The following is a 21,950-nucleotide window of genomic DNA, read 5'->3' on the forward strand; positions in this document are numbered from 1 at the left end:
CGGAGCCCTCGTCGAGGCGATCAGTCCCGGTTGGGGCGAGACCAGATCAGCTGCAGGCCTTCCTCTCCCTCCACCTCGATCAGGGTAGCGTAGATCGGAGCGGGGAAGCTCGGGTCGTCCAGCTTGACCGAGAGGTAGTCACGCCCGGTTTCCCTGGAAACCTTCTGCCAGGCCGCACCCAGCTCGACCGGACCCGAGAAGATGCGGAAGTGGGGACCCTTGTCGGAGGGGTTGTCGACGCGGACCAGCTTGGCCTTGACGTTGAGGTTAAGCGTCTTGATCGTGCCCGCAAAGCCGTTGTCCGAGGAAGTGAAGTTGCCGATGGTAGCCATGATGTCGTCTCCTTGAGTTTCTCGGGTCGCGACCACCGCGACCTCGATGGCGGTCGACAGACCGGAGGCGATCGGCCCGCACCCACCGGGGTCCCCATTGCGCGCGCGCATGGGGTGGTCCTTAGGGCCGCAACGACAGTGAAGGGCAGCCAGGGGGAGGCTTTCTTGTTCCGCGCGGAATGGCGGCGCAGCCGCCAGGGGAAGAAAGTCGCGAACCGGCTGTTGCGGGTTTGAGAACGAGGCGCAGCGAAGCGAAGACGGCCTTCGGTCAGACCAGCCCCATCGAGGACGCAGGTGGTGGGCCTTTCCATGAAACCGCCGGCCAGACGACGGTCGAGCTCCCATCGGCATGATCACCGCAACTTCGACTAACGTCAGGCATCATCAAGCCTGGCCGTCCCCGTCACGCCTCATTGTAGAACGACGGACAGCTCGGAAAGAAACGCACCCGCCTCCTGATATCGGTCGAACGATGACGGGCCGCGAGGCGAGTCCCAGGAGCCCGATAATCTGCTGTTCAAGCAGGAGCGGCCGCATAGCGGACATCGATAGGCATCTTTGGGCTGGACGCCGGCACCAGCCGGCTGATCAGGGTTCGGCCCCGGGTTACCGCCCGAACGGGGCCAGCCGCAAGGCGGGGCCTCAGCCTGGTGTGCTCTGCCGAGCGAACGACGCTTGCCAAACTGGACCACCACACGCCGCACATCCCTCATTTGGCCAAAGGTCGAGCTGGCATTAGCCGGCCACGTCAAGATGTCGACCTAGTTGAGGCAATTCTGCCGAATTATGCGCTTCTCTATGGCCTCGCGGCTCGGCTTATCCGCATGGAAATCCCGGTCGACGGTGCCGGGGTAAAGCGGGAATCGATGCCCAATGCTTGCCCTCAGCGACGTTGGGGAGATTTGGCGCAAAGGGCAGCACATTCGGCGAGGCAACCAGCGAAGATGGTCGTAGACAACGGCCGCTTCCCAGCAAGTATCGGCGAATATAGCGCTAAAATAACCGTGTGCCGCCATCAGGACGAGGGGGTCGATTGCACTCCCGCGCCCAGACTGATGACGCGAAAGCGGATCGAGGGGGCTCGGGCCCCCTTGTAACAGTTGAGCGCGTAACATCAGGCCGCACTCGCCAATTCTTCCGCCTGCGGCTGGAATTCGTGGAGATAATTGACCGCGCGTTGTGCGTGGGCGGCTGCCTGAAAGATCGCCCGCTTGTCGCTGCCCAGCAGGCTGGCCCAGCCCTGAATATAGGCGGCATGATCGGGCCTCGGCTCGAGCTCAGGGACGATATCGAGGTCCGCGCAGAGCATCGCAGCACCCAACTCCACGAGCAATTCTTCGCGCGCGCGATCCGTGCGGTCCTTGTGGTAGCGGCTGAGGTCCCTGTTCAGCCGGTGAGGAGCCGATGTCCAATGCAGGGTCTCATGCGCTCTCGTAGCGACAAATGAAGCCATGTCCCGGAAAAATTCCGGCGACGGCAACTGCACATGGTCGGAAGAGGGAGAATAATAGGCCTTGTCTCCGCCATACCGCACAACCGCTCCGGTGTTGTCGAAAAAACGGTCGGCGTGCTCGATGCGCTGGACAGGATCGGCGGCAGGCTCTGGCGCCGCATGATAGTGGGGCGGCAGACCTTCAATCTGGTCGGCGCAAAACACCGTGTAGGCCTTGAGGAAAGGAATACCCCGCTCGACTTCCTCGCCATGCGCGTCAGTTTCCGTCGTAGTGAACCGGCTGGCGTAAACAACCATGGAGCCGGTCTCGCCCTTGCGAACATGACCCCCGAGCTCCGCACTCTGCTTGAACGTCATCCAGACCGGAGAGACAAAGCCCCTCGCGACCGCCTCCGACCACAAAAGCAGTGTATTGATCCCTTGATACGGCAGGCCGTTGTGACGGAGCGGCCGTGTGATGCGACCGGTCGTATTCGCAACGCTCCACGGTTTGACCCAGGGACGCACGCCCTTCTCCAGATCCGCGACGATACGATCGGTGATTTTCGCGTAGATGTCGACGCGGGGCTTGTTGCTCTTCCTGTCCATTTCAAACCTCCATTCGAGGCCGCGCCAATCGCGGCCGTCACGAGGTCCGCACGCGCAGGACCGCAGGTCCGCGAACCCGCGGACGATCGATGGGGAAGCTGAGTACCGTCGCTTGCGGGCCGCAACGTCAGTGGAGGACGGCGCAGCCGTTTCGCGGCACGAGGACCGGAGCAGGACCATCATTCGTGACGGCCGCGATTGGCGCGGTCTCGACGACCGGCCCATCTCCATCTTTGAGTTCGGTGCCTTTGGCACACGCAAAGAGGCCGGCGCCCCAAACGGACACCAGCCTCAGTATGAGAGGATTGGGCGGAGCCGAAGCTCCGCCCATTGGGATTAGCCAAGGGCTGCCATCTGGAGATCGGCTGCCTGCCGGTTGACTGTCTGGCCGGGGTTCTCGGTCTGGCGTTCGTAGGGCTTCCAGCTCTCGCCGACGATGTGCTCGTAGGCGGCAACGGCGCCCTCGGCCGCCATGCGCAGCGCATGTGCCTGAAGGCCCATTTCGGCGGCGAATTCGCGCTTGCGCTGGGCCTTGCTGTCGAAGCCGACCGGACCGTCAATGTCCTCGTCGCGGGTGTCATTGGCGAGCTTGGCCGTGGCGTCCTTCGCCTCGGTTACGGCCTTCGAGTAGAACTGGCCTGCTCCATAGGCCGAACCGACATGGGAGCCGACGATCCTTTGCAGGTGGATCTGCATGGCCTTTTCGGAAAGGCCTTCGGAGAGCGTATCGGCGCTCTCGATCAGGCTGCGCTCATGGAACTCACGGATGCCGTCGCTGTCGAGGACGGGGAGGCCGAAGCTTTCGAAAATAAGGGTGGCCTGGTGGCCATCCGGGCAGCAGAGCCTGACCATTTCGAGGGTTGTGCCCTTGCGGAGCTGGACGACGCGGGCGTTGGCCTTGGTGGAGCGGGTTGAACTGGACATTGAGCTTTCCTTTCTAGCGATGCCCTTCAGGTGTTCCGGCCCTTGCCGGTCTTTCCTGCGGGTGCGGTCAAAAGGAACCGGCGGAAGCTGGACGCTTCAGGGTCCGGAGCCTGCCAGGCGAGCGAGGTTGGCTTGCGGACAAGCGGGGTCAGTTCTTCACTGGCCCTGCGCGGGACGCGGGCCAGCCTTGCCGAGATCGGCGGGATCCGGCCGCCCCGCGGCGCGATAGCGGCCTTGAAGCGGACAGCCGCCGGTTCAGACCGCAGCAAACCCGCCGGGAAGACCGGCAAGGGATGAATTCGGACATCGGCATGCGCGAGGAAATGCAGTGTTCATTCCCGCCGCCAATCCGCCTGCCCGCCAGGCTGCGCGAGGGACGTCAGCGGTTTGAACTTCGGCTCCTGCCGGTATAGATGAGCTGCGCCGGTCCGCCGCTGCGGATCAACTCTTTGGCCTGCTCCCATGTCGGGCTGACAGCGTAGCGTGTTCGACTCCGAAAACGAGGGCAGCGATGACCGATCACAAAGACGATTATGTCTATGACGACGCAACAGGGGAATGGCGACCAGCGTCGGAGATGGCTGCCATTGCAGCTTCCGCCGGCAGCATCGAAGTGCGCGATGCCGCCGGCAATGTGCTCGCCGATGGCGACTCCGTCGTCCTCGTCAAGGACCTCAAGGTCAAGGGTGCCGGCCAGACCCCTGAAGCAGGGGACCGTGATCAAGTCGATCCGGCTCCGAAAATCCCGAAGAAATCGATTGCCGCCATGATGCGATCAAGGGGCTGGTGTTGCGAAGCGAATTCGTACGCAAGCGCTAAGCAGGCACCAGTATTAGGCACGCAGCAGGTCCTGCGGGATCCTGTCACGCAGTGCTGCGATTGCAGCGTCCTGCCTGGCCAGTTTGCGTGAGAGCGCATCGATTTCGTGCTGCCTTTCCTGTGTGATCGCGGCAAGGTTCGATCGATACCGTTCCAGAAAGGTCCTGGCATCAGCAGCGTTTCGGCGTTGGGGGTCGGTACGCTGGGGCTTTAATTGCGGAATAATCGCCGCCATCCGCCTCAGGATCTGCCGGTCGATCATTTCGAGTTGGCGCTGTGTCTGGCGCCGAGCCTCCTCCATGCGAAAGAGCTGTGCGCGGCGACCGGAGACGGACATTATGTGTCCCCCCCTGCCAATCCATGAAGCTCGAAGTCCCGCCATAGACGCGATGGCGCGCAACGTCGATGACGAATCCAAAGCGGCCGACATGGTATTCGTCGGTCGCAACGAGAAAGCGACGTTCCTCCGTGCCCGGTCCGCGCCTGCCGCCAGGGGTCGCGATAACCTCGGTGAAACCGGGCTGGTGCCCGGAACGGATCGCCGACACCACGATCCAGTCATCGGTATGCTTCTCGAAAAATGCCCGCTCGTCCTTTTTCGCGGATTGGCCGGGTTCGAGAACCCTCCCGTGGATCGCCTCCCAGGCATCCGGGTACCAGTCGCGGATCGACTTTTCCGCACAAGCCCTCTCGAAGTCCGTGAAGAGTTGGGGGAAGGCTTGGGCGACGGCCGCCCAATGGCAGTCCTCTTCATACCAGCCATCATTGGCACGGAGCATCTCATGGACTTTGCGATTTCGCTCCGCCGACAGATGGAACCCGCCATGGCCTGCCGTCGAGTGAGCCACGACGCCCTCGGCATAGACGGTCGCTCCCTGCGACGTTCCCCATGGCGTGTGGGCTCGGGAGTGGATTTCGCGACGTCCGAGAGCCGCGCGCTGCTGCTGGTGGAGGGCGCTCTCCTTGACATGCGCGCGAAACGCCGCCTCATCGGCAAGCTCTCCGGCATGGCCGTAGAAATCGCCGCGCGTCCATTCGGCCATGGGCCGGCGGATACGCCAGCCCGTGACAAGATAGTGCCGGCCATCGCGGGCCGGAGCCATGGCGAAGGCGTGCTCACCGACAAGGGCAACGCAAAGCCCATCGGCGCTTCGGCCAAAAGTAACTTCCGGAGAACCGGGGGGTTCGACGACATGGGTTTCAGAAGTTCGCGCAGTCATGCTGCCGTCCTCCCTTCTACGGTGTCCGCCGCTACGGTGTCGGCCACGACCTGCTGAAACACGGCGTTCGGATAGCCGTGGCGGGTCAGCCATTCCTCGGCGGCCGCGCGATTGGCGGCAAGATGGACAAGCTCCGCATCGTCGCCGGCGCGGTCGAGCACCAGGACGGAGCCGATTGCGGGTCGCTCCTTGACCGAAAACTTCAGGTCGCTGTTCACCCAAAACGTCTGGTGGACGCGCAGCACAATGGTTCCCTGACTGCCATAGTCGCCCTTGTGCAGGGTGATCGAGGCGGGCAGCGTCGTACTGCCGATGCGGGCCTCGGCCTGTTTGCGGACCAGGCGACCGCCGCCGTTGCGATTTTCCCAGGCTGCGAGCTTCTTGCGATGCCGCTCTGGCGGGCGTGGGGATCCGTCGGAATAAGTCACGATGGATGCGAGTGGAACAAGGTCATAGATCAATTGGGCGGACATAGTTTTCTCCGTGGTGCTCATGGTGGAAACAGAACCGCCGCCGGTGATGTGCCGGCGGCGGAATGATCGTTCGGAGGAAAAGGTAAGGCGCAGCCGCCTACTCGGCGGCCATCTTGTAAGGCTCGGTCTGTTCGTCAGTGAGGTCCTCCTCCTGCGGAGCGGGGTCCTCGCCGACGTAGTCATGCGCGGGCTCGACAGCCGCATCGCCGTCAAGCTCGTCCTGGTCCTCGGTCGTGCCGTCGTCCTCGGGCTGTTGCCTGGCCTCGTTCTTCTTCAGCCAGGAGGTCAGCTTTTCGGGAGTGGACGCAAACCGCGCCGACGGGTGGACGAAGCGGCCTTCCTTGAAATGCTCGACCAGGGCCGCACGGGTATCCTTGACCTTCTGACGGGGCAGGACCGATGTATCCGCGCAGGCGGCTTCCAATGCCTGCCGCGACAGGCATGATAGGAAATCCTCCGTCCCCATGTTGGCCAAGAAGTTGTCGGCGGCGATGAGGTCGCCGGCGACACGGGCGACAACGCCGCTGTCCGAGCGATTCTCCCTGCAGGACAGAACGTCGATCAGCAAGGACCGCACGGCGATGCGCAGCGTGTCCATGTCGAACGCGAGCTTGCCCTCCTTATCGAACAGGCGCGCGGCATGTTCGCCGAGGCCAGCCGGCCCGTAATAGGAGATGTCGCGGGCACCACATGCCACTGTGACATTCTGGCCGGCGAAGGCGAGAACGAGCAGCGCCATCAGCGTGTCGTCCTCGATCGGTGCGCGCGACAGCGCCTCATGCAGTGCGTCGGTACGCAGGTCGCCGATCATCTCCATGCCTTTGCGCGTCACCTCCGGACGCGGCTTTGCCGTAACGACGATATCATCGCCATCGACCGCGACATCGTCGCCATTCTTGTCCTTGGACTTTTTGGCCGCCGGCATGCGGTACGCGACCGACTGCACCTTGCCGTCACGGTCAAGATACATGGCGGTGTGATCGGATTTCGACGGCTTACCGTACACACGCTCGGCCTTGGCCGGCAGCTTCGGCTCGCCCCACTGACCGGCTTCCACGATCACGCCACGCTTGGGCACAGCGTTTGCCATCCACTCCTGCTGGGCGCCAAGAAAGGCCTCGACATCCGTCGTGTAGCGGCTGTCCTCGTCGGCCGGAGCGAACAGGTCCTCGACCCAGGCAATGCCGTAGGCCTGGGCGAGATCGTCACCGAAGCTGGCGTCGCGCGCGTACATGCGGCGCTTCGTCAGGCCCTGCGCCACGCTCCACCACGACACCTGGGGATCGGCCTTGGAGGGCTTGTGCTTCTTCCAGACCTCCTTCTGTTCATCAAGCGAAGCCGAGGCGATGGTGCGCAACTGCTGCTCGTTGGGCATGTCGCCCTTGGCCATCTGCTCCAACATGGCCGGCAGAACGTTGGCCAGCAGGCGCAGCTTCCTGATCTGGCGGACGGGCAGCGCCAAAGCGACGGCGATCGCTTCCTCGGTCCAGCCGAGCGCGACCAGCCGCTCAATGGCGCGCCATTGGTCGACGGGATTGAGCTGCTCGTGAGCGAGCGTTTCCGCTAGCGAGCGCATGGCGCCGCCATCCTCGGCCCTCTCGATCACCAGCACGGCGATCTCTTCGAGACCGGCCGCGATCGCCTGCTTCACCCGACGATGGCCGGCATCGATGACGTAGCCATTGCCGCCATCGGTCTCCAGCGCGACGACAGGCGGCTGCACGATGCCGACGGCACGGATCGTAGCCAGCAGCAGCGCGTCGGCCTGCGGACTCGATTTCGAGCGTCGCGCCTTGTCAGGGTTATCCTTCAGCGCGCGCGGGTCGACAAACTTCAGTTCCATGGGGATGCTCCTTCAAGGGTTTTGCGGACACCGCTGATCGCTGCGTCCTTCCTCGTCTTCTTCCTGAAGACATCCCCCGGCCCGCGGAGCGGGCGGGCCGGTGCACCTGCGGCCGAGCATCCCTGCCCGGCTGGCCGAGCGGGGCTAACCGCCCTGCGCAGGACGACGCGGCCGGGATCGCGAGCGGCGCGGTTGAGCGCCAGCGTCAGCGGCCCGCCCGATCTGCGAGCGGGTTTTATTCCTCCTAAGTTTTCCTTTCCTCAACCCTGCGACGTAGATCGGGGCATGGCGATAAGCGGAACGGTTCTCTGCCTTGGCGCGGCCGCTCCGTGGCGAAAGCTCACAGGCTTTTTGTTCTACGTTGGTTTTTCTGAAGAGAAACCCGGGTGCTAGCGAGGGAACCTGGCATTGTCTCATTTCGGGACTAAAGTGTTGGCATTGCGCTTGCTTCGGTCGTGGTGCCGGTGGATCCCGGTCCTGATCGCTTACTTTGATCAGGTCTAGGCTCGCCGGGCTTGAGGTGGTTGGGGTTTCTTCGCCCGGCGAGTTCCGCCACGCTAAGAACAAAGGCCGGCGCCCTCGCTGGAGCTTATCCGAATGGCGCCGGCCACGGGCGGGATTGGGATCCGCCGCGCCTTGACATAGCTGAGTCGTTACGTAGCGTCAGGTGGTGGCGGACACTTTGGCTTTCCGCTTCGCGGGTGCCTTCTTGGCTGGTGCGACGGGTTCAGCCTTGCGTCCAAGCCCGATGGACTTCGCCAGTTGCGAGCGCTGAGCGGCGTAATTCGGAGCCGTCATCGGATAGTCGCGCGGCAAGCCCCACTTCTCGCGATAGGCGTCCGGCGTCAGACCGAAGTCCGTGCTAAGGTGCCGCTTCAGGGATTTGAATTTTTTGCCGTCTTCCAGGCAGATAATGAAATCTGGCGTCACCGACTTCTTCGGGTTGACCGCGGGAGTTTGCGGCTCAACGACAGGCGCGATCGGCGTACCAAGCCCGGACAGAGACATGTGCACGGATGCGATTAGTTCAGGCAGGCCGGTAGCCGGTACAGGGTTCTTACTTACGTAGGCGGACACAATCTCCGCAGTAAGCTCGGCTAGTTCGGCGGCGCGGCGGCCGGATTCTTCTGTCAATGTGTCGGTCCTTTTGTCTGATTTGTCCCATCTCTATTTGAGCAATGTCCAGTACGCAACCGGGCCTGATCTATTCTAAGCCAATGATAGCGACCGGCATTGCGGCGCTGGGCAAGAGCGACGCCAAAATTGACGCGTTCTTTTTGGCCGCGACTTTGCTGTAGACCATAAAACTGACGGCCTATCAGCCATCTAAGTGACGGACCTATTATATGCCGATTGGCTAAAACGGAACGTCCAACGGACAAGTACGGAACTAAAGCGGTTACATTCAGACCTTGCTTGCATGGTGAAAGACTTTAGTCTTGCCGTCTTATGGTAAAGAACGGAAGTTGATCGGCACGACATAGGGCGGCCCCGCAGCGGATCAATAGCAGACTGAACTTAGGCGGCTATGGTGCGAACGCGGAAGTCGGGTCAGATGCGCTTGCAGTCCTTAAGCCCCAGGCGTATCCGCTGGCCTTCCGCGAACGCAAGGGCGAACGATTCCAGGTCGAATGATCGGGTAAGTTCTTCGCCGTTCCCAACAACACGGACGAACCACTCGCCCATGGCCTCGACTATCTCAACGGACGTGTGGTTTGCGCCGCCTTTGGTGTCGTCCGTCGCAACTGCCTCGTGTCTGGATGGGACAAGACGAACAATATGAGTGCTCGCCTTTCAGGCGCTAAAAGGCCGGCGCCTACTTTTGCGGGGGGCTCTGGCAGGCGCCGGCCGGACGGTCCAATCAGGTCCGCCGCGATGATCCAGTTAGCTGATTCTTGACGTTTACGTCATGTGGTCTGGCTGGCCGGAGCCGAGCATGACCGAAACGTGGCATCAACATGGGTAAGCAGTTCGGCGCGCCTCTGCATCGCCTGCACCCGAGCCACCTTGAACCTTTGCCGCCGGTCAATGACTGACATGAGCGGCAGCCTGTATCGAGCCTGCTATGCGGCTGCACGCGGATCCTGGCCATCAATCGAAAGACGCAAGATCGTTTTCGATTTCCGCAAGCTGCCGGCGCTTCTCAGCCAGTTCACCAGAGAATCCGAACTCGCCGCCCTGACGCGAGCGATAGGAGGTGAGCCTGAAGTCGGCATCCTCAAGACGCTGGCGGTATTGTACCTGCTCGCTCTCGAAGCCGGCCAAGGCATGCTCGAGGCGAGAAATCGCACCAAGCGGCGTGGTGGTCACCGGCAGCTCGATTTCATAATCGGCGCCGGTGCGCATCAGCATGGTGGCATAGCGGTAGCCGTCCTTGCCGAAACGCTCGCCGGAAAATGCCAAACCGAACCCGCCGATGGAGGCAATAGTGGTTTCGCCCTCCTGCTGAAGCTGCACGAGTGTCAGGATTTCCTTCATCAGCGCACGACCGGCGAGTTTGCGCTCCGTGAACGCGTCGCCCCCGACCACCATGCGGAACCCATCGCCGGTCGTCGGCACGAGGCGCTCGATATCCTTGGCCACCTCGCCGATGCGCCGGGTCGCGTATTCGATATCGCGCTCGGCGTCGCGGATCTGCCGTCGAACGGCGTGCTCATCATCAATGTGGGCCGCGCGAAGCCGCTCCAGACGGGCAATGTCCGCCTCCAGACCTGCCTTCTGCATCAGACGTGGATCGCCCGAGGCGATCGCCTTGGCCATCGCGAACTGGTTGGCCTGCCCCTCACCCATATCCTCCAACCGCCGAATGGACGTGTCTCCGGAAAGGGCGGCCGCGATGAACCGGGCCTTGCGCTCGTTGTTCTGCCACATCTGGGCGTCCATCGATCCTTCCGTGGCGTAGGCGAAGATATCGACGACATCGTGCTGGTTGCCCTGCCGCAGGATACGACCTTCACGCTGCTCGATCTGGGAGGGAAGCCACGGCACATCGAGGTGATGCAGCGCCTTGAGGCGGAGCTGCGCGTTGACGCCGGTGCCCATCGTGTCGGAAGAGCCGACCAGGAACCGGATTTTTCCAGCGCGCACATCACCGAACAGGCGCTGCTTGGCCTCCGACTTCTTGAAATCCTGCATGAACGCAATTTCCGATGCCGGAACGCCCCTGCGGACCAGTTCGTCCCTGATCCAGCGATAGGCCGAAAAGCCTCTGGTTTTCTCGACGCTGATCGTGCCGAGATCGGAAAAAATCATCTGCGCTGCGCCAGGAAGCTCGAACGGCTTGCCGTCGGCGCGGACATAGCTGCTTTGCGCTGTTTCTTGCCAGATACGGAAGGCATTGCCGATCAGATCGTTGAGCTTGTTGTCCGGCTCATTGTCATTGTCGGGATCAACCAGGCGCAGGTCGATAGCAGCGTGCCGGCCATCGGTGATAACCGACAGCAGGATGTCGTCACCGGCTTCTGCCGGACCGTCGCGTTCCTCGATCGCCTTGATGCGGGCGTCGAGCACCATCTGGTAGCGCTTGAAGGCGGCGGACGGCTTGGCGGTGATGATCTGACGCGCGCCGGTCGAAAGCGCCGGCACCTTCACATAGTCGCGAAGGTCTTGCGGCATCACCACATCCGCGAAGGAGCGGAACATTGCGATCAGCTCCGGCACGTTGACGAAGGTGGCGAAGCGCGTCACCGGCTTGTATTTGCCGGATGGCTGCAATTCGAGTTCAGTCGTGACGTCGCCGAAGGTCGAAGCCCAGGCGTCGAATTCGTGCAGGCCGCGCTGAAGCAGCGCCTCGTAACCGAGATAGCGCTGCACCGAGAACATCTCGCCAAGCGTGTTGGTGATCGGTGTGCCCGAGGCCAGCACGAGCGACCGGCCCGGATTCTTCGTCTCCACGAACCGGGATTTGACATAAAGGTCCCAGGCCCGCTCCGAGCCGTTCGGATCGACGCCCTTGAGCGTCGACATGTTGGTGGCGAAGCTGAGCTTCCTGAACTCCTGGGCTTCATCGACGATGATCTGGTCGACGCCGACCTCGGAGATGGTGAGCAGGGCATCCTTGCGGGTCGCCAGCGCCTCCAGCCGTTCCTTGAGCCCCTCCTTCAGCCGCTCGAGGCGCTTGCGCGAGACGCGGTCGTCGCTCTCGACCTTGGTCAGCAACGTCTCGTAGAGTTCCAGTTCGTCGTGGATCATCTGTTGCTCGAACGCCGACGGCACGCCGATGAAGCGGAAGGCGCTGTGGGTGATGATGATCGCATCCCAGGTCGCCGTGGCCGCACGCGACAGGAAGCGATGTCGCTTGTCCTTGGTAAAATTCGTCTCGTCGGCGACGAGGATGCGGGCGGTCGGATAGAGCGCCAGGAATTCGCGAGCCATCTGTGCAAGGCAATGGCCGGGAACGACCAACATGGCCTTGGCGATCAGGCCAAGCCGGCGCTGCTCCATGACGCCCGCGGCAATCGTCATGGTCTTGCCGGCGCCGACGGCATGGGCGAGGTAAGTCGAGCCGGCCGAGACGATGCGCCAGATGCCGCGCTTTTGATGCCCATATAGAGAAAAGGCGCCGGAGGCGCCTGGAAGTTGCAGGTGATCCCCGTTGAATCGTCGGGGCGCGATGTTGTTGAAGCGGTCGTTATAGACCCGCGCCAGCCGATCGGTCCGGTCGGGATCGGACCAGATCCAGTTCTGGAAAGCGGTCTTGATCTTCTGCAGCTTTTCCTTGGCGGCTTCCGTATCCACGACATTGAGCACGCGCTTTTCAGCCTGGCCCTCCTTCACCGTATCGAAGATCTGCGGCACCCGGCTGTTCAGCGCGTCGGCCAGGAGCTCGCCGGCATGACGGCGATCGGTGCCCCATTCGGACGTGCCGGCCGCCATCCATCCCAATTGCCGCGCCTCTACCGTCCACGATGCCAGCTCCGGCATATGATGGATCCTGATCTCGGCGCCCATCGTCTCCTTGACGAAGGCGGCAACATCGGCGGCGGGGATCCATGGTGCGCCAAGACGGGCGGTAATGTCGGAAGGCCGAAGATCGGCCGGCTGAACCTCGACCAAGGCACGGACATTGCGCTCGAAGACGGGGTCGAGGGCGGCAGCGGTTTTTGCGGCGTTGAGCTTCTCGCGGACCTGGCCGGAGAGATAAGCGTCGGCTGTTTGCCAGGAACCGGTCTCGGGATCACGGTAGACGGCGTCGCCGAGTTCGGCGATGACTGCTTCGGCATCGGCGTGCAGCAGCTCGGCGATCTGATCGACGTCGACATGGCCGCGTTCGTTGAGGACGACGGCAAGCGCATCGGCAGCACTTGTGATGATGGGTGCCGCGGGCGGCGCGATGACGCGCTCGGTGAAAATCGGACCCGGCCGGGCCGTATTGGTTTCGAGATCGTAGTCCTCGATGGAAGCCACCAGCCAGCAATCGGGATCGTCAAGGAAGGGCTGCAGGTTCGGCCGGCGATGCACTTCGCGGACCTCGCCGGTCTCGGTGTCCTCGCTGGTGGAAACGACGGTCGTGTTGATGGGGCCGAATGCCCGCACAAAATTCGACCAGGCGATGCGCAGCCTGACTTGGGCCGGCTTCCAGGGCCGGTCGAACTCCTGGGCCTTCAGGACTTCGCGCACGGCATCACGGATGGGGATCAATTTGCGGATAATCCGGCGTGCTTTTCCGGCACGCCTTCGCTCGCCCTGCCCTTGCGTATGGTGATGGTCACGGCAGCGCCATCGATCATCTGCACGAGGGCGGTATTTTTCGCGACGAAGAAACTGCCCTCGCGCACGCCGGCGCCTTCCGGCAAGTCATCGACGATATCGGCACCGGGCTCGGCGTCATGATCAATCTCGTCCGGCTCGCCGTCATAAATGGCATCCGGAAGGAGGAAGATCGCTGCGGTGAGCGCCCGCTCCAGATCGACACCGGGATGGGGCAGGCAGGAATAGGCCTCGCCGTAGGGCCCCGGGACAGTGGCATGGGTGCCGAGCACGAAATCCGGGTGGCGCGCCAACCAGCGGTTCACGCGGATCGCGCTCTCATCCTCCGTCGCGGCCCGAACTTCTTCGGTCTCGAGCCATGACAGGCCGCCCTCTGGCTCGCCGATGTTGCGCTTGCGGAAGAACAGGATGTCGACCACGACATCCGTCCCGGCGTCGGCCCGGAAACTGCCCTCGGGCAGGCGGATGGCGGCAATCAGGTCAGCGGTCTTCGCGATATGCTCGCGCGCGGTCGTGTCCGCCTTATCAAGCGTGCCGCAGCTGGTCACAAAGGCGGCGAATGCCCCCGGCTTCAACAGGTCGACGGAGCGCGCGATAAAATAGTCATGCAGCCGCAATGCCATCGACCGATATGCCCGATCGGAGCGCACGGTTCGATCCGAAAACGGCGGATTGCCGATGGCGAGATCGAAGCTCGCCGGCAGGTCGGTTCGGGCGAAATCGCCGGCTATGATCCGCGCTTGCGGCTGCAACAGCCGGGCGATGCGCGCGGTGACGGGATCGAGTTCAATCCCGGTGACGTGGGAGACGCCGCGCAGGGACTGGGGCATCAGCGCCGGAAACAGGCCGGTCCCAACGCCAGGTTCAAGAACCCGACCGCCGCGCCATCCGAGACGCTGGAGACCTGACCAGATCGCCCGGATGATGAACTCAGGCGTGAAGTGGGCATATTGGGTGCAGCGTGCGAGCGAGGCATAGTCGATCTCGCCGACGGCATCTTCCAGGTCCGAGCCGATCTCGTCCCAGCCCTTACGGAATTCGAGCTCGCCGGGGCGGCGGAAGACACCATTGGCAAGGTCGGACGCGCCGAAGCCGGTGAACCGGATCAGCCGCTCCTGCTCCTCACGCGTGGCAGGACGCTCATCGGCCTCGATCTCGGCGGCGAGCCTGATCGAAGCGATGTTGTCGCGGGCCCGATCTTTCCAGCCACGGGCCAGCCCACGATCGCCGGCAAGATGAAAGTTCAGTCCATGAACCCGTCGAGGCTTCGACGTCGGTTGGATGGCTGCAACCGCCGGCGTGACCGGCGAAGGCGCGGAAGAATCGGGATCATCTTCATCGCCCGGCCCGAAGTCAGCCGCGAAGGCCGTGACGCCAAGGCCAAGGCCGGACGAAATTGCCGTGCTGCCGAACAGGTCGATGGTAAAGGGGTCGTCATGAGCCATGGGAAATCTCCTTGGATTTGAGGGCGAGCACGATCGGGCGGACGGCGTTGGCGTCCGCGTGAAAGGGCTGGCAGGTTTGCTGGGGGTTAGCGGGCGATCAGCGAGAGCGAGACTTCGGTCTCGGTGAGTTGCACGTTGAGATGCGTGCAGCGAAGGTTGCGATCGAACAGCGGGATCAGTTGCTCGGCTTCGATGAATTCGATGCCGTCGTCGCCACCGAAATGGCGCTGCTTGTAGTGAAACCAGTCGGGGTTGCCGATCGGGTGGCATTCTTCGGAATAGAGGACGAGCGGGCGCTCGCCGTCTGCGAGTTTTCCGTTCGACAATAGGTAGACACCTTGGTCTCCAACCAGCCACAGGCCGGGGATCTCGCCCTGACCGGGCTTGAGGCCATAATAGGGATTGCGAAAACCGCCGTTGATGGCGGCATCGGTTTTTCCGCGTTCGATGACCTTGCGAACTGCAAGAATGGGAAAAGTGAACATCGCATCCCCCTCACGCGGCAACGGCCAGGGGAAGGTGGCGCAGATGCACCGGCAGCTTCGCCGCGATCTCATCATCGGTGAGCTCGTCGAGCAGCTTCGGCATGGCGCCCTGCCGGCCGCCATAACAGAGCACCGTGCGCTTGCCGCAATGCTCCGGCAGCCAGCGGTCCCCGGCATAGCCACGGTACTCGTCGTGCGTGGCGCTCCAGATATGCTCCAGCCGCTCTTCGCGCGTCATCGCCTTCACCGGCCAGGTCTCGCGCTCGACGATAGCATCGCGCATTTTGGCAGGCGATCGCGCCACATTCAGATCGCAATAGGCATGGAAGTAACGCGTTCTGCCGTCGATGCGCAGCGTGTAGAAGACGCTGGTAATGCTATCGGTAAGGAACTCGCGCAGCGCGAACATCTCGCCTCGCATCCAGAGCGGTGGCAGGATCTCCAGCATGTAGTCGTGCTCGACGGGGCCGACTTCGAACCACTCCCCGCTATAAAGAGATCCGGCATCGACGTGATCTCGTTCCGGGCGCTGCGCATGGCGATCGAACATGCGAAACATCTGCCGGCGGTCGGCGATGCCCTGGTAGACTTTACGATTGGGAAAAAAGGGGTTCATCCTCGGGCTCCTTCAGCCTTCGTCGGGCCTGAGCGCGCAGCATCCTCGTGGATGCCCATCATCTTCAGCCCTTCATGACCCCTCCCCTGCGGCCGCCTCTCCGCCCGGGCGGGTCAAGGGCCGGCGCAGCCGGGCGAAGCTTCACCCTTGCACGCGACCGGCGGGCATGCGGTAGCCGGGTTTGGTTTGATTTTCTTTTCTCCCTGCCCTCCATAACTTGGCGGTGCGAACCGGCTGTCATGGCTTCGTGGCCGCACCGTTTCGAGTTGACATGGCCATGGCAAATCCCGGGCCGGCGATCTTCGCTTCTGCGCTGCGGTTGAGTGATCGGCGCCGTCAGGCGGATGCCGCGTCCTGCAGCATCGCGTTCCAGTCTTCGGCGAGCGGCTTCAGCCGCTCGAAGTCACAGGCCACGTCGCCGGCAAGCTCACGCAGCCTCGACACGAATGCCTCGCCCTGCGGGTTGGCGTCGGTGGCCGCTACAAGCCGCCTGTTCGGGCTCCCCGCCAACATGCGAAGCGCTGTGTCCGTCGCCGGGGACCAGCCGCCGCCGGTGCTGGCATACAGCGTATCGCGCCGGATCCGTTCGATCGCGGCCAGGCTCATGGCGTCAATCGCCGCTTCGCTAACGCAGATCCGGGTGGCCTTTACCGTTCCCAACCGGAACAACACCTTGCCGCCTCCGGCCGCAAAGCCACGCCATTGCGGTCCGCGCTCCTCCCAGCCGGTGACGAGACCGGCCGCGTCGCTGTGGGCGGCCCACATGCTGCCGCGCGGGCCTTCCCTCAGAACGTTCTGAGCGATCGCAGTCGCAATGACCTGTTCGGGAATGTGCCGGTCATCGCGCAGATAGCGCCAGGTCGCCGACCCGCGCCACGGCTTGCGTCGGGCCGCCCATCGCTTCGGAACTGACTGGTCGGGTTCGGTCTCCCGAGACTGTCGTTTCCATTCCGGCTCGCTCGGCACGAACCCCGCAAGCGAGGCTACCTGCAAGAGGGCTTCCAGGAAATCGCCGCCATCCAGATGCTGTACCAGCGAATAAACATCGCCCTTTCGATCCGACAACGGGTCGAACCATCCCTTGCCATCATGGATGACGATGATGATATCGTTTCCACGACGGTATTTAACCGCTTTGCGAGTGCTTTCCTTGAAGTCGACCGTGAAGCCGCCGGTCTCCAGCACCGCGGCACAGCCGACCCGGCCGCGCAGCGCTTCTATATCCGTCTTTTCCATTTTTCTCTCCCGGCAGCCTTCCGGCCGGCCTTTCTTCAAGTCTATTTCTTCCACACAATTGGGGGAATACTCCCCAACCGCCGCGAAGAGCAAAGGGCGCAAGGGCGCGGCTTTCGCCGCGGCGCAGCCTCCCTTGCGGCCTGCCGCTCGCAAGCGGCACGCCGTGGCACAGAGGCCGGTTCAATGAACCGGCCGGCCTCCTGTGTATGGACAGTATTCGCAGATCGCCTCGACCTCGTCGCCGTCGAGGTCGTCGGCAGGAAGAACGCCGTATTCGTTGTCATCGACCCTGAACAGGATGACCGGCGTCATCAGGGTACGAGCGAGGTTCCAGGCGTGGCTCTGAGCGAGGCTGAGTTCGTGCGACATTTGTTTGGCTCCTTGGTCGCGGGGACCATTCCCCGCTCGACAGGCGCCCGTCGGGTCCAGCCGGGACCGCGATCATCGCGATGGCGAAGCCGTGAGCGACGGCACGCTTGCGTAGTCCGACCCCGCAGTGGGTTGATCGGCAAGGTCCGGGCTGGAACAAGGGAGTTAAGCCGAAAGAGCGGGAAAAGGGCTTTGCACAGGAGCCAAGTCACTCGGCACGAAACCTCGCGGATTCATGCTTGCGGCACTTGCGGCTGACTTATGCTGGCTTCGTCAAGGCCTAGGCGAAAAAACCGTTCTTCCTGTACCGACGAGACCGCCACGATAGTGGCATCCGCACAAGAACCCCATCCGGGCAATAACCATAACCGACGAGAATACGAGAGGCCCATAAGCCTGATCGGGGCTGACCGCCGATAGCGTTGTCGCCTAGGATCGGAGCTGCAAAAGCCGCGTTCCAGGATTTTGCAGGTATCGATAGGGGAGTCTGGATAGTCGACCGGCACAATCCTGCGCGCGCATCGTAGATACTTCGTTTCAGTTTCCAAGATCCAAGATCTGCACGCAACGCCGTCAGGTCCCGGAGTCTTACTCGTAATCGGAAAAGCGGACGCCGCGTGCGGCCAGTCTTGCCTCTGACGATTGCCATCACGCAAATCGGCCGAGCCTTTCGGCCAATTCTTCACCGCGATCGAATTCTCGCGCTCACAGGTAGGAATAGAGAACGACGGGCCGTGTTCAGGCTCGGTCATTCTCCGCGATCCCTCAAGGTGACGGCGTCCAGGCCAGCGAGAATTTCATCACGCTCGGCTCCCTTGAGGTCTTCGACACGATACGCCCGCTGTGCGCTTCGTCCCGACAATCGGTCGAACTGCTCAGCGGTCAGGAGCACATCTTGCGCTTGCCGCGCTTTGTGTTCTCGACAGGCCCTCGGTATGCCGCCTCGACACCTCGCTGGACTTGTTGCCGAGGTCGGTTAGCGTAAAGCTGGTCATCCCGGCTTGACCCGTAAATCGGTAAATAGCTGTTTTTGGCAATATGGCTATATTCCCTGCTTGAGGCGCACGCGGGCGAACTTGAGGAGCGCGCAGGCTATCTCGTCCTCGGTCCAGCCGGATTCCCCTGCTCGCTGAACCAATTGTTGGAGGGCCGGACCCAAGGCGAGCTGGCACTGAGGGCCGCGGTCCGGATGGTTGACCGGGTAGCCTGGTTGCACGATCGCAATGCTTGATGGCTTCATTGCAGGCCATGGGCTCTCGCCCTTCTCCTTTAGCCAAACGAGGCGCGCCAACTCATGTGTTGTTCGTGTGCGGCTTGGCAACTGCTTCAACTCGTCAATCAGCCGCTCCAGCGATCCCGCGCGTCCCAACTCCCTAAAAAAATGGTGCGGCGTGACCCTGCCGAGCCTGTGCATCTGGGCGAGGTTCCACACATAGGGATAGTCGGCCATGAGTTCGGTTCGAGGCGAGGTCTTGGACGGCTTAGCCTCGGTCAGAATGCCGCCGCCCACGAACTGATCGGCACTTCCGATGATTTGGCCCACCCTGGATGTCGACAAGCCATGTTCCTGCGCCAGGTCGGCGAAGCGCTTGCCCTTCAGAAAGTCTTCGACCAGAGCGACGTTCCTATTGCCGGTGGGGTTAAAACCCCAATAGGCGCGCAGTTTTTCCAGCATGATCCCGCTCGTAATCCGGTTGTTCACCCCCCGGCAAACCCTAACCGGCCAAATCGGCGCTTGGAAGCCCCCAAACTCACGTCATGACTATGTGCGTATGTTGCTGCGAAACCGCCAACTGACAGAATAATCAGGGAACTCCTTTTCTGACCTTGCGGCCGGCGGTGGCCATCTGAACACGAAACATGCTGGCGATCACCATAATCGTTGTTGACCGCCGACCGGATCCGCCTAAGTCGGCGTTGAAAATGGGGACTCGGAACTTGGCATTTTCCCGTTTTTCCTATCGAATCATAGCGGAACCAAGGGGAAGGCGCAGATCAAGTAGAGCATGGTTGCCCATTTCACTGGATCCTACGCAGAAACCTGATCACTCAATCCCTGATGCGAGGCTTCGTAAGCGGGACATTGAACGCTTCATGGGACAGCGCAAAAGATATACTGCAGCACTTCCATTTTGAAAAATTGCACGGAGGATCGGAGTGCCAAAGCCGGTGACGTGGCCGCCAACGGCGAGCCGGTCAGCTTGTGCACGACGGGGGAGGCAGCCCTAGCCGGACGAACATTGCAACAACTGCCGACACATTCATTGCTTTCAGCGACAACCGACACTAGCACCAACACTTGGCCGAAAATTTTTCGCGCCGCAGATGTCGTCTCAGCCTACGTCTCCAGCAATCCGGTCCCGGTGGGCGACCTCCCTGCCCTGATCGGCCAGGTGTACGAGGCCCTAGGCACAAGCGGTAGCGTCTCAGCAGCAGAGCCGCCGCTGCCGGCGAAGCGGACGCGCAAGAAGGTCGCAGCTTAGTTTCGGCAACTAGATTCGTGCTGGAGCGCGCATCTGCCATCGGCATAATCTGCATCTGCCCGGAATATGAAAAGGCGGGGCCAACGCCGCCTTCCCTTAAAAAAGCTATTTCATAAGGAATTCGCAAGCCGGGGCAGCAATCTGCTGCCCCGGCTTTGCGGTTGGGCCTGCCGGGATGAAGGAGAAAATCAGCCGGCTTTGCTGAGATTGCCCGCAGAGGACTTGCCGGTTCGGCGGTCCTGCTCGATCTCAAAATTGATCTTCTGGCCGTCAGCGAGGGTCGACATACCCGCGCGTTCGACAGCGGAAATGTGGACGAAAACGTCCTGGCCTCCATTGTCGGGCTGGATAAATCCAAATCCCTTGGTGCTGTTGAACCACTTCACGGTCCCGGTCGCCATATCTACGCATTCCTTCGTAACAATTGCATTGTGGCCTGGCCGTTGTGCCAGGCCGGTTCATATCAAGGCATTGAAATTAGACGCAGCAAGGAAACAATTGCAACATTGTTCGGATGGGCGTCACGACCGGTCAGTTAAGACAACACCGCGACCCTGCGCAATTGCTGGGCAGCCATACGCCGGGTGCGTCGGCCAATGAGCGGCTGTCAACCGAACCTAAGATCAATCCAGCTTGCCGCGTGGCGGAGCTGGATGGAAAGCAGGGAGTGGCTGCCGATCCATGGTCATCGTTCCCCACGAACTCAAGTTAGGTGAAAGCCGGTTTGTGCGCTATCGCGAGAGGAGGATTGCGCGAGTTCGGCCTGCATTGAGCAAGCTGTCAACTCGCCAGCATTTGTCGGCTGGCAGGGCCGGAGCTCAAAGGCCATCAAAACGGCATCGACCTTCAGTCGGTGTTTACCATTCGCTTCTATCTTTCGCGCAGCGGCAAGGTTCTGAGTACCGCACATAAAGGCCTGCTCCAGACAATGGAGCGGGCTTTTTTGTGTCACTTGGGAGACGGCTCCAACAATGCTGTCTACAGGAAAACGGTCCGCAAGGCTGTGCGGCTTGTGAGGTGGCTGGGGCTGGTCGTGCGAATGGGCAGGCCGAAGGCAGGCCGGTTTCGGGCAATGTTCTGCCCGCGTCAGGCTGGGCCTAAGCTGGGTTATGGCGTCACGGCCCGCAACCTGGTTGCTTCATAGTCGAACGAAACACGATTTCGCCCACGCTGTTTCGCTTCAAAAAGGCATCGTCCGGCGGTGCGAAGGACGTCTTGAGCATCTGCATCGGGAGAGATTTCCGCGCCGCCGATGCTGACAGTCACTTTCACGCCGTCCTGTTGGCCTTTCGCCATCGGACCCGCCTCGACAAGACGGCGTATGTTTTCCGCGATGGTAGCTGCCTGTTCTTTACGCGCGCTGCGTAACAACACACCAAACTCTTCTCCGCCAAGACGACCGATCGAGTCTCCCGGGCGTGTCAGATAAACGAGCGCCTTTGCAATTCGAACCAAAGCCTCGTCACCTTTGGAATGGCCGTGTTGGTCGTTGATCAAGGAGAAGTGATCCGGATCGATCAGGAGCAGTGTGTCGCATTCACCTTCGTCACGCTTTCTGTCCATTCTTGCGATAAATTCACCGCGACTGAGAAGGCCTGTCATCGGGTCGTGACTGGATACGAAGGTGAGCCTGTCGTGCGCCTCTCTCAGGGCTGTGTATGATTTCTCCAACTTGTCACATGTTTCCTGAATCGTTTCCCCCTGGGTGAAGATAAAGGCGCTAACGGGCATTCCGATCAGGATGGGGATGACGGTGCATTCCACCCAACTCAGCCAGTCGATCGGCATCTGCAGGCCAAGTCTTGCCGTGAACGACAGCCCGAAAGTCGCGACGACTGCAATTATCGTCACGACTGTAGATTTGCCCAGAATCCGTTTGCTGCGCGGCGTCATAGTGTTGCTATAGACAGTCCGGCTGAATGACATGTTACCAGCTTGATTAGGATTGTTCTGGA

The 21,950-nt window shown here is 61.8% G+C and carries 14 protein-coding genes and 3 pseudogenes; 2 read left to right on the forward strand and 15 right to left on the reverse strand.

The features are described 5' to 3' along the window. Positions 1-20 precede the first annotated feature (20 nt). The 3 genes from NKH17_RS18515 to NKH17_RS18525 all read right to left on the reverse strand — a co-directional run bounded on the left by NKH17_RS18515 (position 21) and on the right by NKH17_RS18525 (position 3,297). Positions 21-332 (reverse strand): DUF736 domain-containing protein, encoded by a 312-nt coding sequence (locus NKH17_RS18515; RefSeq protein WP_031213246.1) that lies wholly within the window; start codon positions 330-332, stop codon positions 21-23. A 1,114-nt stretch (positions 333-1,446) separates the two neighbouring features. After that, positions 1,447-2,373, reverse strand: coding sequence for an ArdC family protein (locus tag NKH17_RS18520; protein ID WP_352972015.1), 927 nt, complete (start codon positions 2,371-2,373; stop codon positions 1,447-1,449). 336 nt (positions 2,374-2,709) lie between these two features. Further along, the gene (locus NKH17_RS18525; protein WP_352971715.1) at positions 2,710-3,297 is read right to left on the reverse strand and encodes a hypothetical protein; all 588 of its coding nucleotides are present in this window, start codon (positions 3,295-3,297) and stop codon (positions 2,710-2,712) included. Between the two features lie 511 nt (positions 3,298-3,808). Here NKH17_RS18525 and NKH17_RS18530 point away from each other — a divergent pair. Continuing rightward, positions 3,809-4,116 (forward strand): annotated as a pseudogene (locus NKH17_RS18530) (alkylphosphonate utilization protein). Positions 4,117-4,463: 347 nt separating this feature from the next. Here NKH17_RS18530 and NKH17_RS18535 read toward each other — a convergent pair. The 10 genes and pseudogenes from NKH17_RS18535 to NKH17_RS18580 all read right to left on the reverse strand — a co-directional run. After that, positions 4,464-5,336, reverse strand: a pseudogene (locus NKH17_RS18535) (DUF7007 domain-containing protein); the annotation flags it as partial. Next, complete coding sequence (locus NKH17_RS18540) at positions 5,333-5,809, reverse strand: UCP036055 family protein (RefSeq protein ID WP_352971718.1); 477 nt, start codon at positions 5,807-5,809, stop codon at positions 5,333-5,335. The gene NKH17_RS18540 and the pseudogene NKH17_RS18535, both read right to left, overlap by 4 nt. Before the next feature lie 97 nt (positions 5,810-5,906). Beyond that, positions 5,907-7,652, reverse strand: a complete 1,746-nt coding sequence (locus NKH17_RS18545) for a ParB N-terminal domain-containing protein (RefSeq protein WP_352971721.1) — start codon at positions 7,650-7,652, stop codon at positions 5,907-5,909. A 663-nt stretch (positions 7,653-8,315) separates the two neighbouring features. Beyond that, positions 8,316-8,786, reverse strand: coding sequence for a Ros/MucR family transcriptional regulator (locus tag NKH17_RS18550; RefSeq protein ID WP_352971723.1), 471 nt, complete (start codon positions 8,784-8,786; stop codon positions 8,316-8,318). A 957-nt stretch (positions 8,787-9,743) separates the two neighbouring features. Continuing rightward, a pseudogene (locus NKH17_RS18555) lies at positions 9,744-14,806 on the reverse strand (helicase-like domain-containing protein). Positions 14,807-14,892: 86 nt separating this feature from the next. Then, entirely contained in the window at positions 14,893-15,291 is a 399-nt protein-coding gene (locus NKH17_RS18560) for a DUF3085 domain-containing protein (RefSeq protein WP_352971725.1), read from the reverse strand. A 10-nt stretch (positions 15,292-15,301) separates the two neighbouring features. After that, a complete protein-coding gene (locus NKH17_RS18565) occupies positions 15,302-15,907 on the reverse strand; it encodes a DUF1419 domain-containing protein (RefSeq protein WP_352492053.1) in 606 nt (201 codons plus the stop codon). Between the two features lie 336 nt (positions 15,908-16,243). Beyond that, positions 16,244-17,143, reverse strand: a complete 900-nt coding sequence (locus NKH17_RS18570) for a DUF3991 and toprim domain-containing protein (protein WP_352754216.1) — start codon at positions 17,141-17,143, stop codon at positions 16,244-16,246. A 180-nt stretch (positions 17,144-17,323) separates the two neighbouring features. Further along, on the reverse strand, positions 17,324-17,512 hold the full coding sequence (locus tag NKH17_RS18575; RefSeq protein ID WP_352971727.1) for a hypothetical protein: 189 nt from the start codon (positions 17,510-17,512) through the stop codon (positions 17,324-17,326). Positions 17,513-18,554: 1,042 nt separating this feature from the next. Continuing rightward, a complete protein-coding gene (locus NKH17_RS18580) occupies positions 18,555-19,187 on the reverse strand; it encodes a hypothetical protein (RefSeq protein ID WP_352971729.1) in 633 nt (210 codons plus the stop codon). Positions 19,188-19,686: 499 nt separating this feature from the next. Here NKH17_RS18580 and NKH17_RS33425 point away from each other — a divergent pair, with 499 nt between their 5' ends. Next, positions 19,687-19,995, forward strand: a complete 309-nt coding sequence (locus NKH17_RS33425; protein ID WP_502899340.1) for a MucR family transcriptional regulator — start codon at positions 19,687-19,689, stop codon at positions 19,993-19,995. Between the two features lie 188 nt (positions 19,996-20,183). Here the strand turns inward: NKH17_RS33425 and NKH17_RS18590 are convergent, their stop codons facing one another. Beyond that, positions 20,184-20,396: a cold-shock protein gene (locus NKH17_RS18590; RefSeq protein WP_352567414.1), complete on the reverse strand. Its 213-nt coding sequence runs from the start codon at positions 20,394-20,396 to the stop codon at positions 20,184-20,186. 706 nt (positions 20,397-21,102) lie between these two features. After that, positions 21,103-21,888 carry a GGDEF domain-containing protein gene (locus NKH17_RS18595; protein WP_352971732.1) on the reverse strand — a complete coding sequence of 262 codons (786 nt, stop codon included), beginning with the start codon at positions 21,886-21,888 and terminating at the stop codon, positions 21,103-21,105. Positions 21,889-21,950: the final 62 nt, after the last annotated feature.

This window comes from Mesorhizobium sp. M1334 (genome assembly GCF_040317995.1).
Lineage (GTDB): Bacteria > Pseudomonadota > Alphaproteobacteria > Rhizobiales > Rhizobiaceae > Mesorhizobium.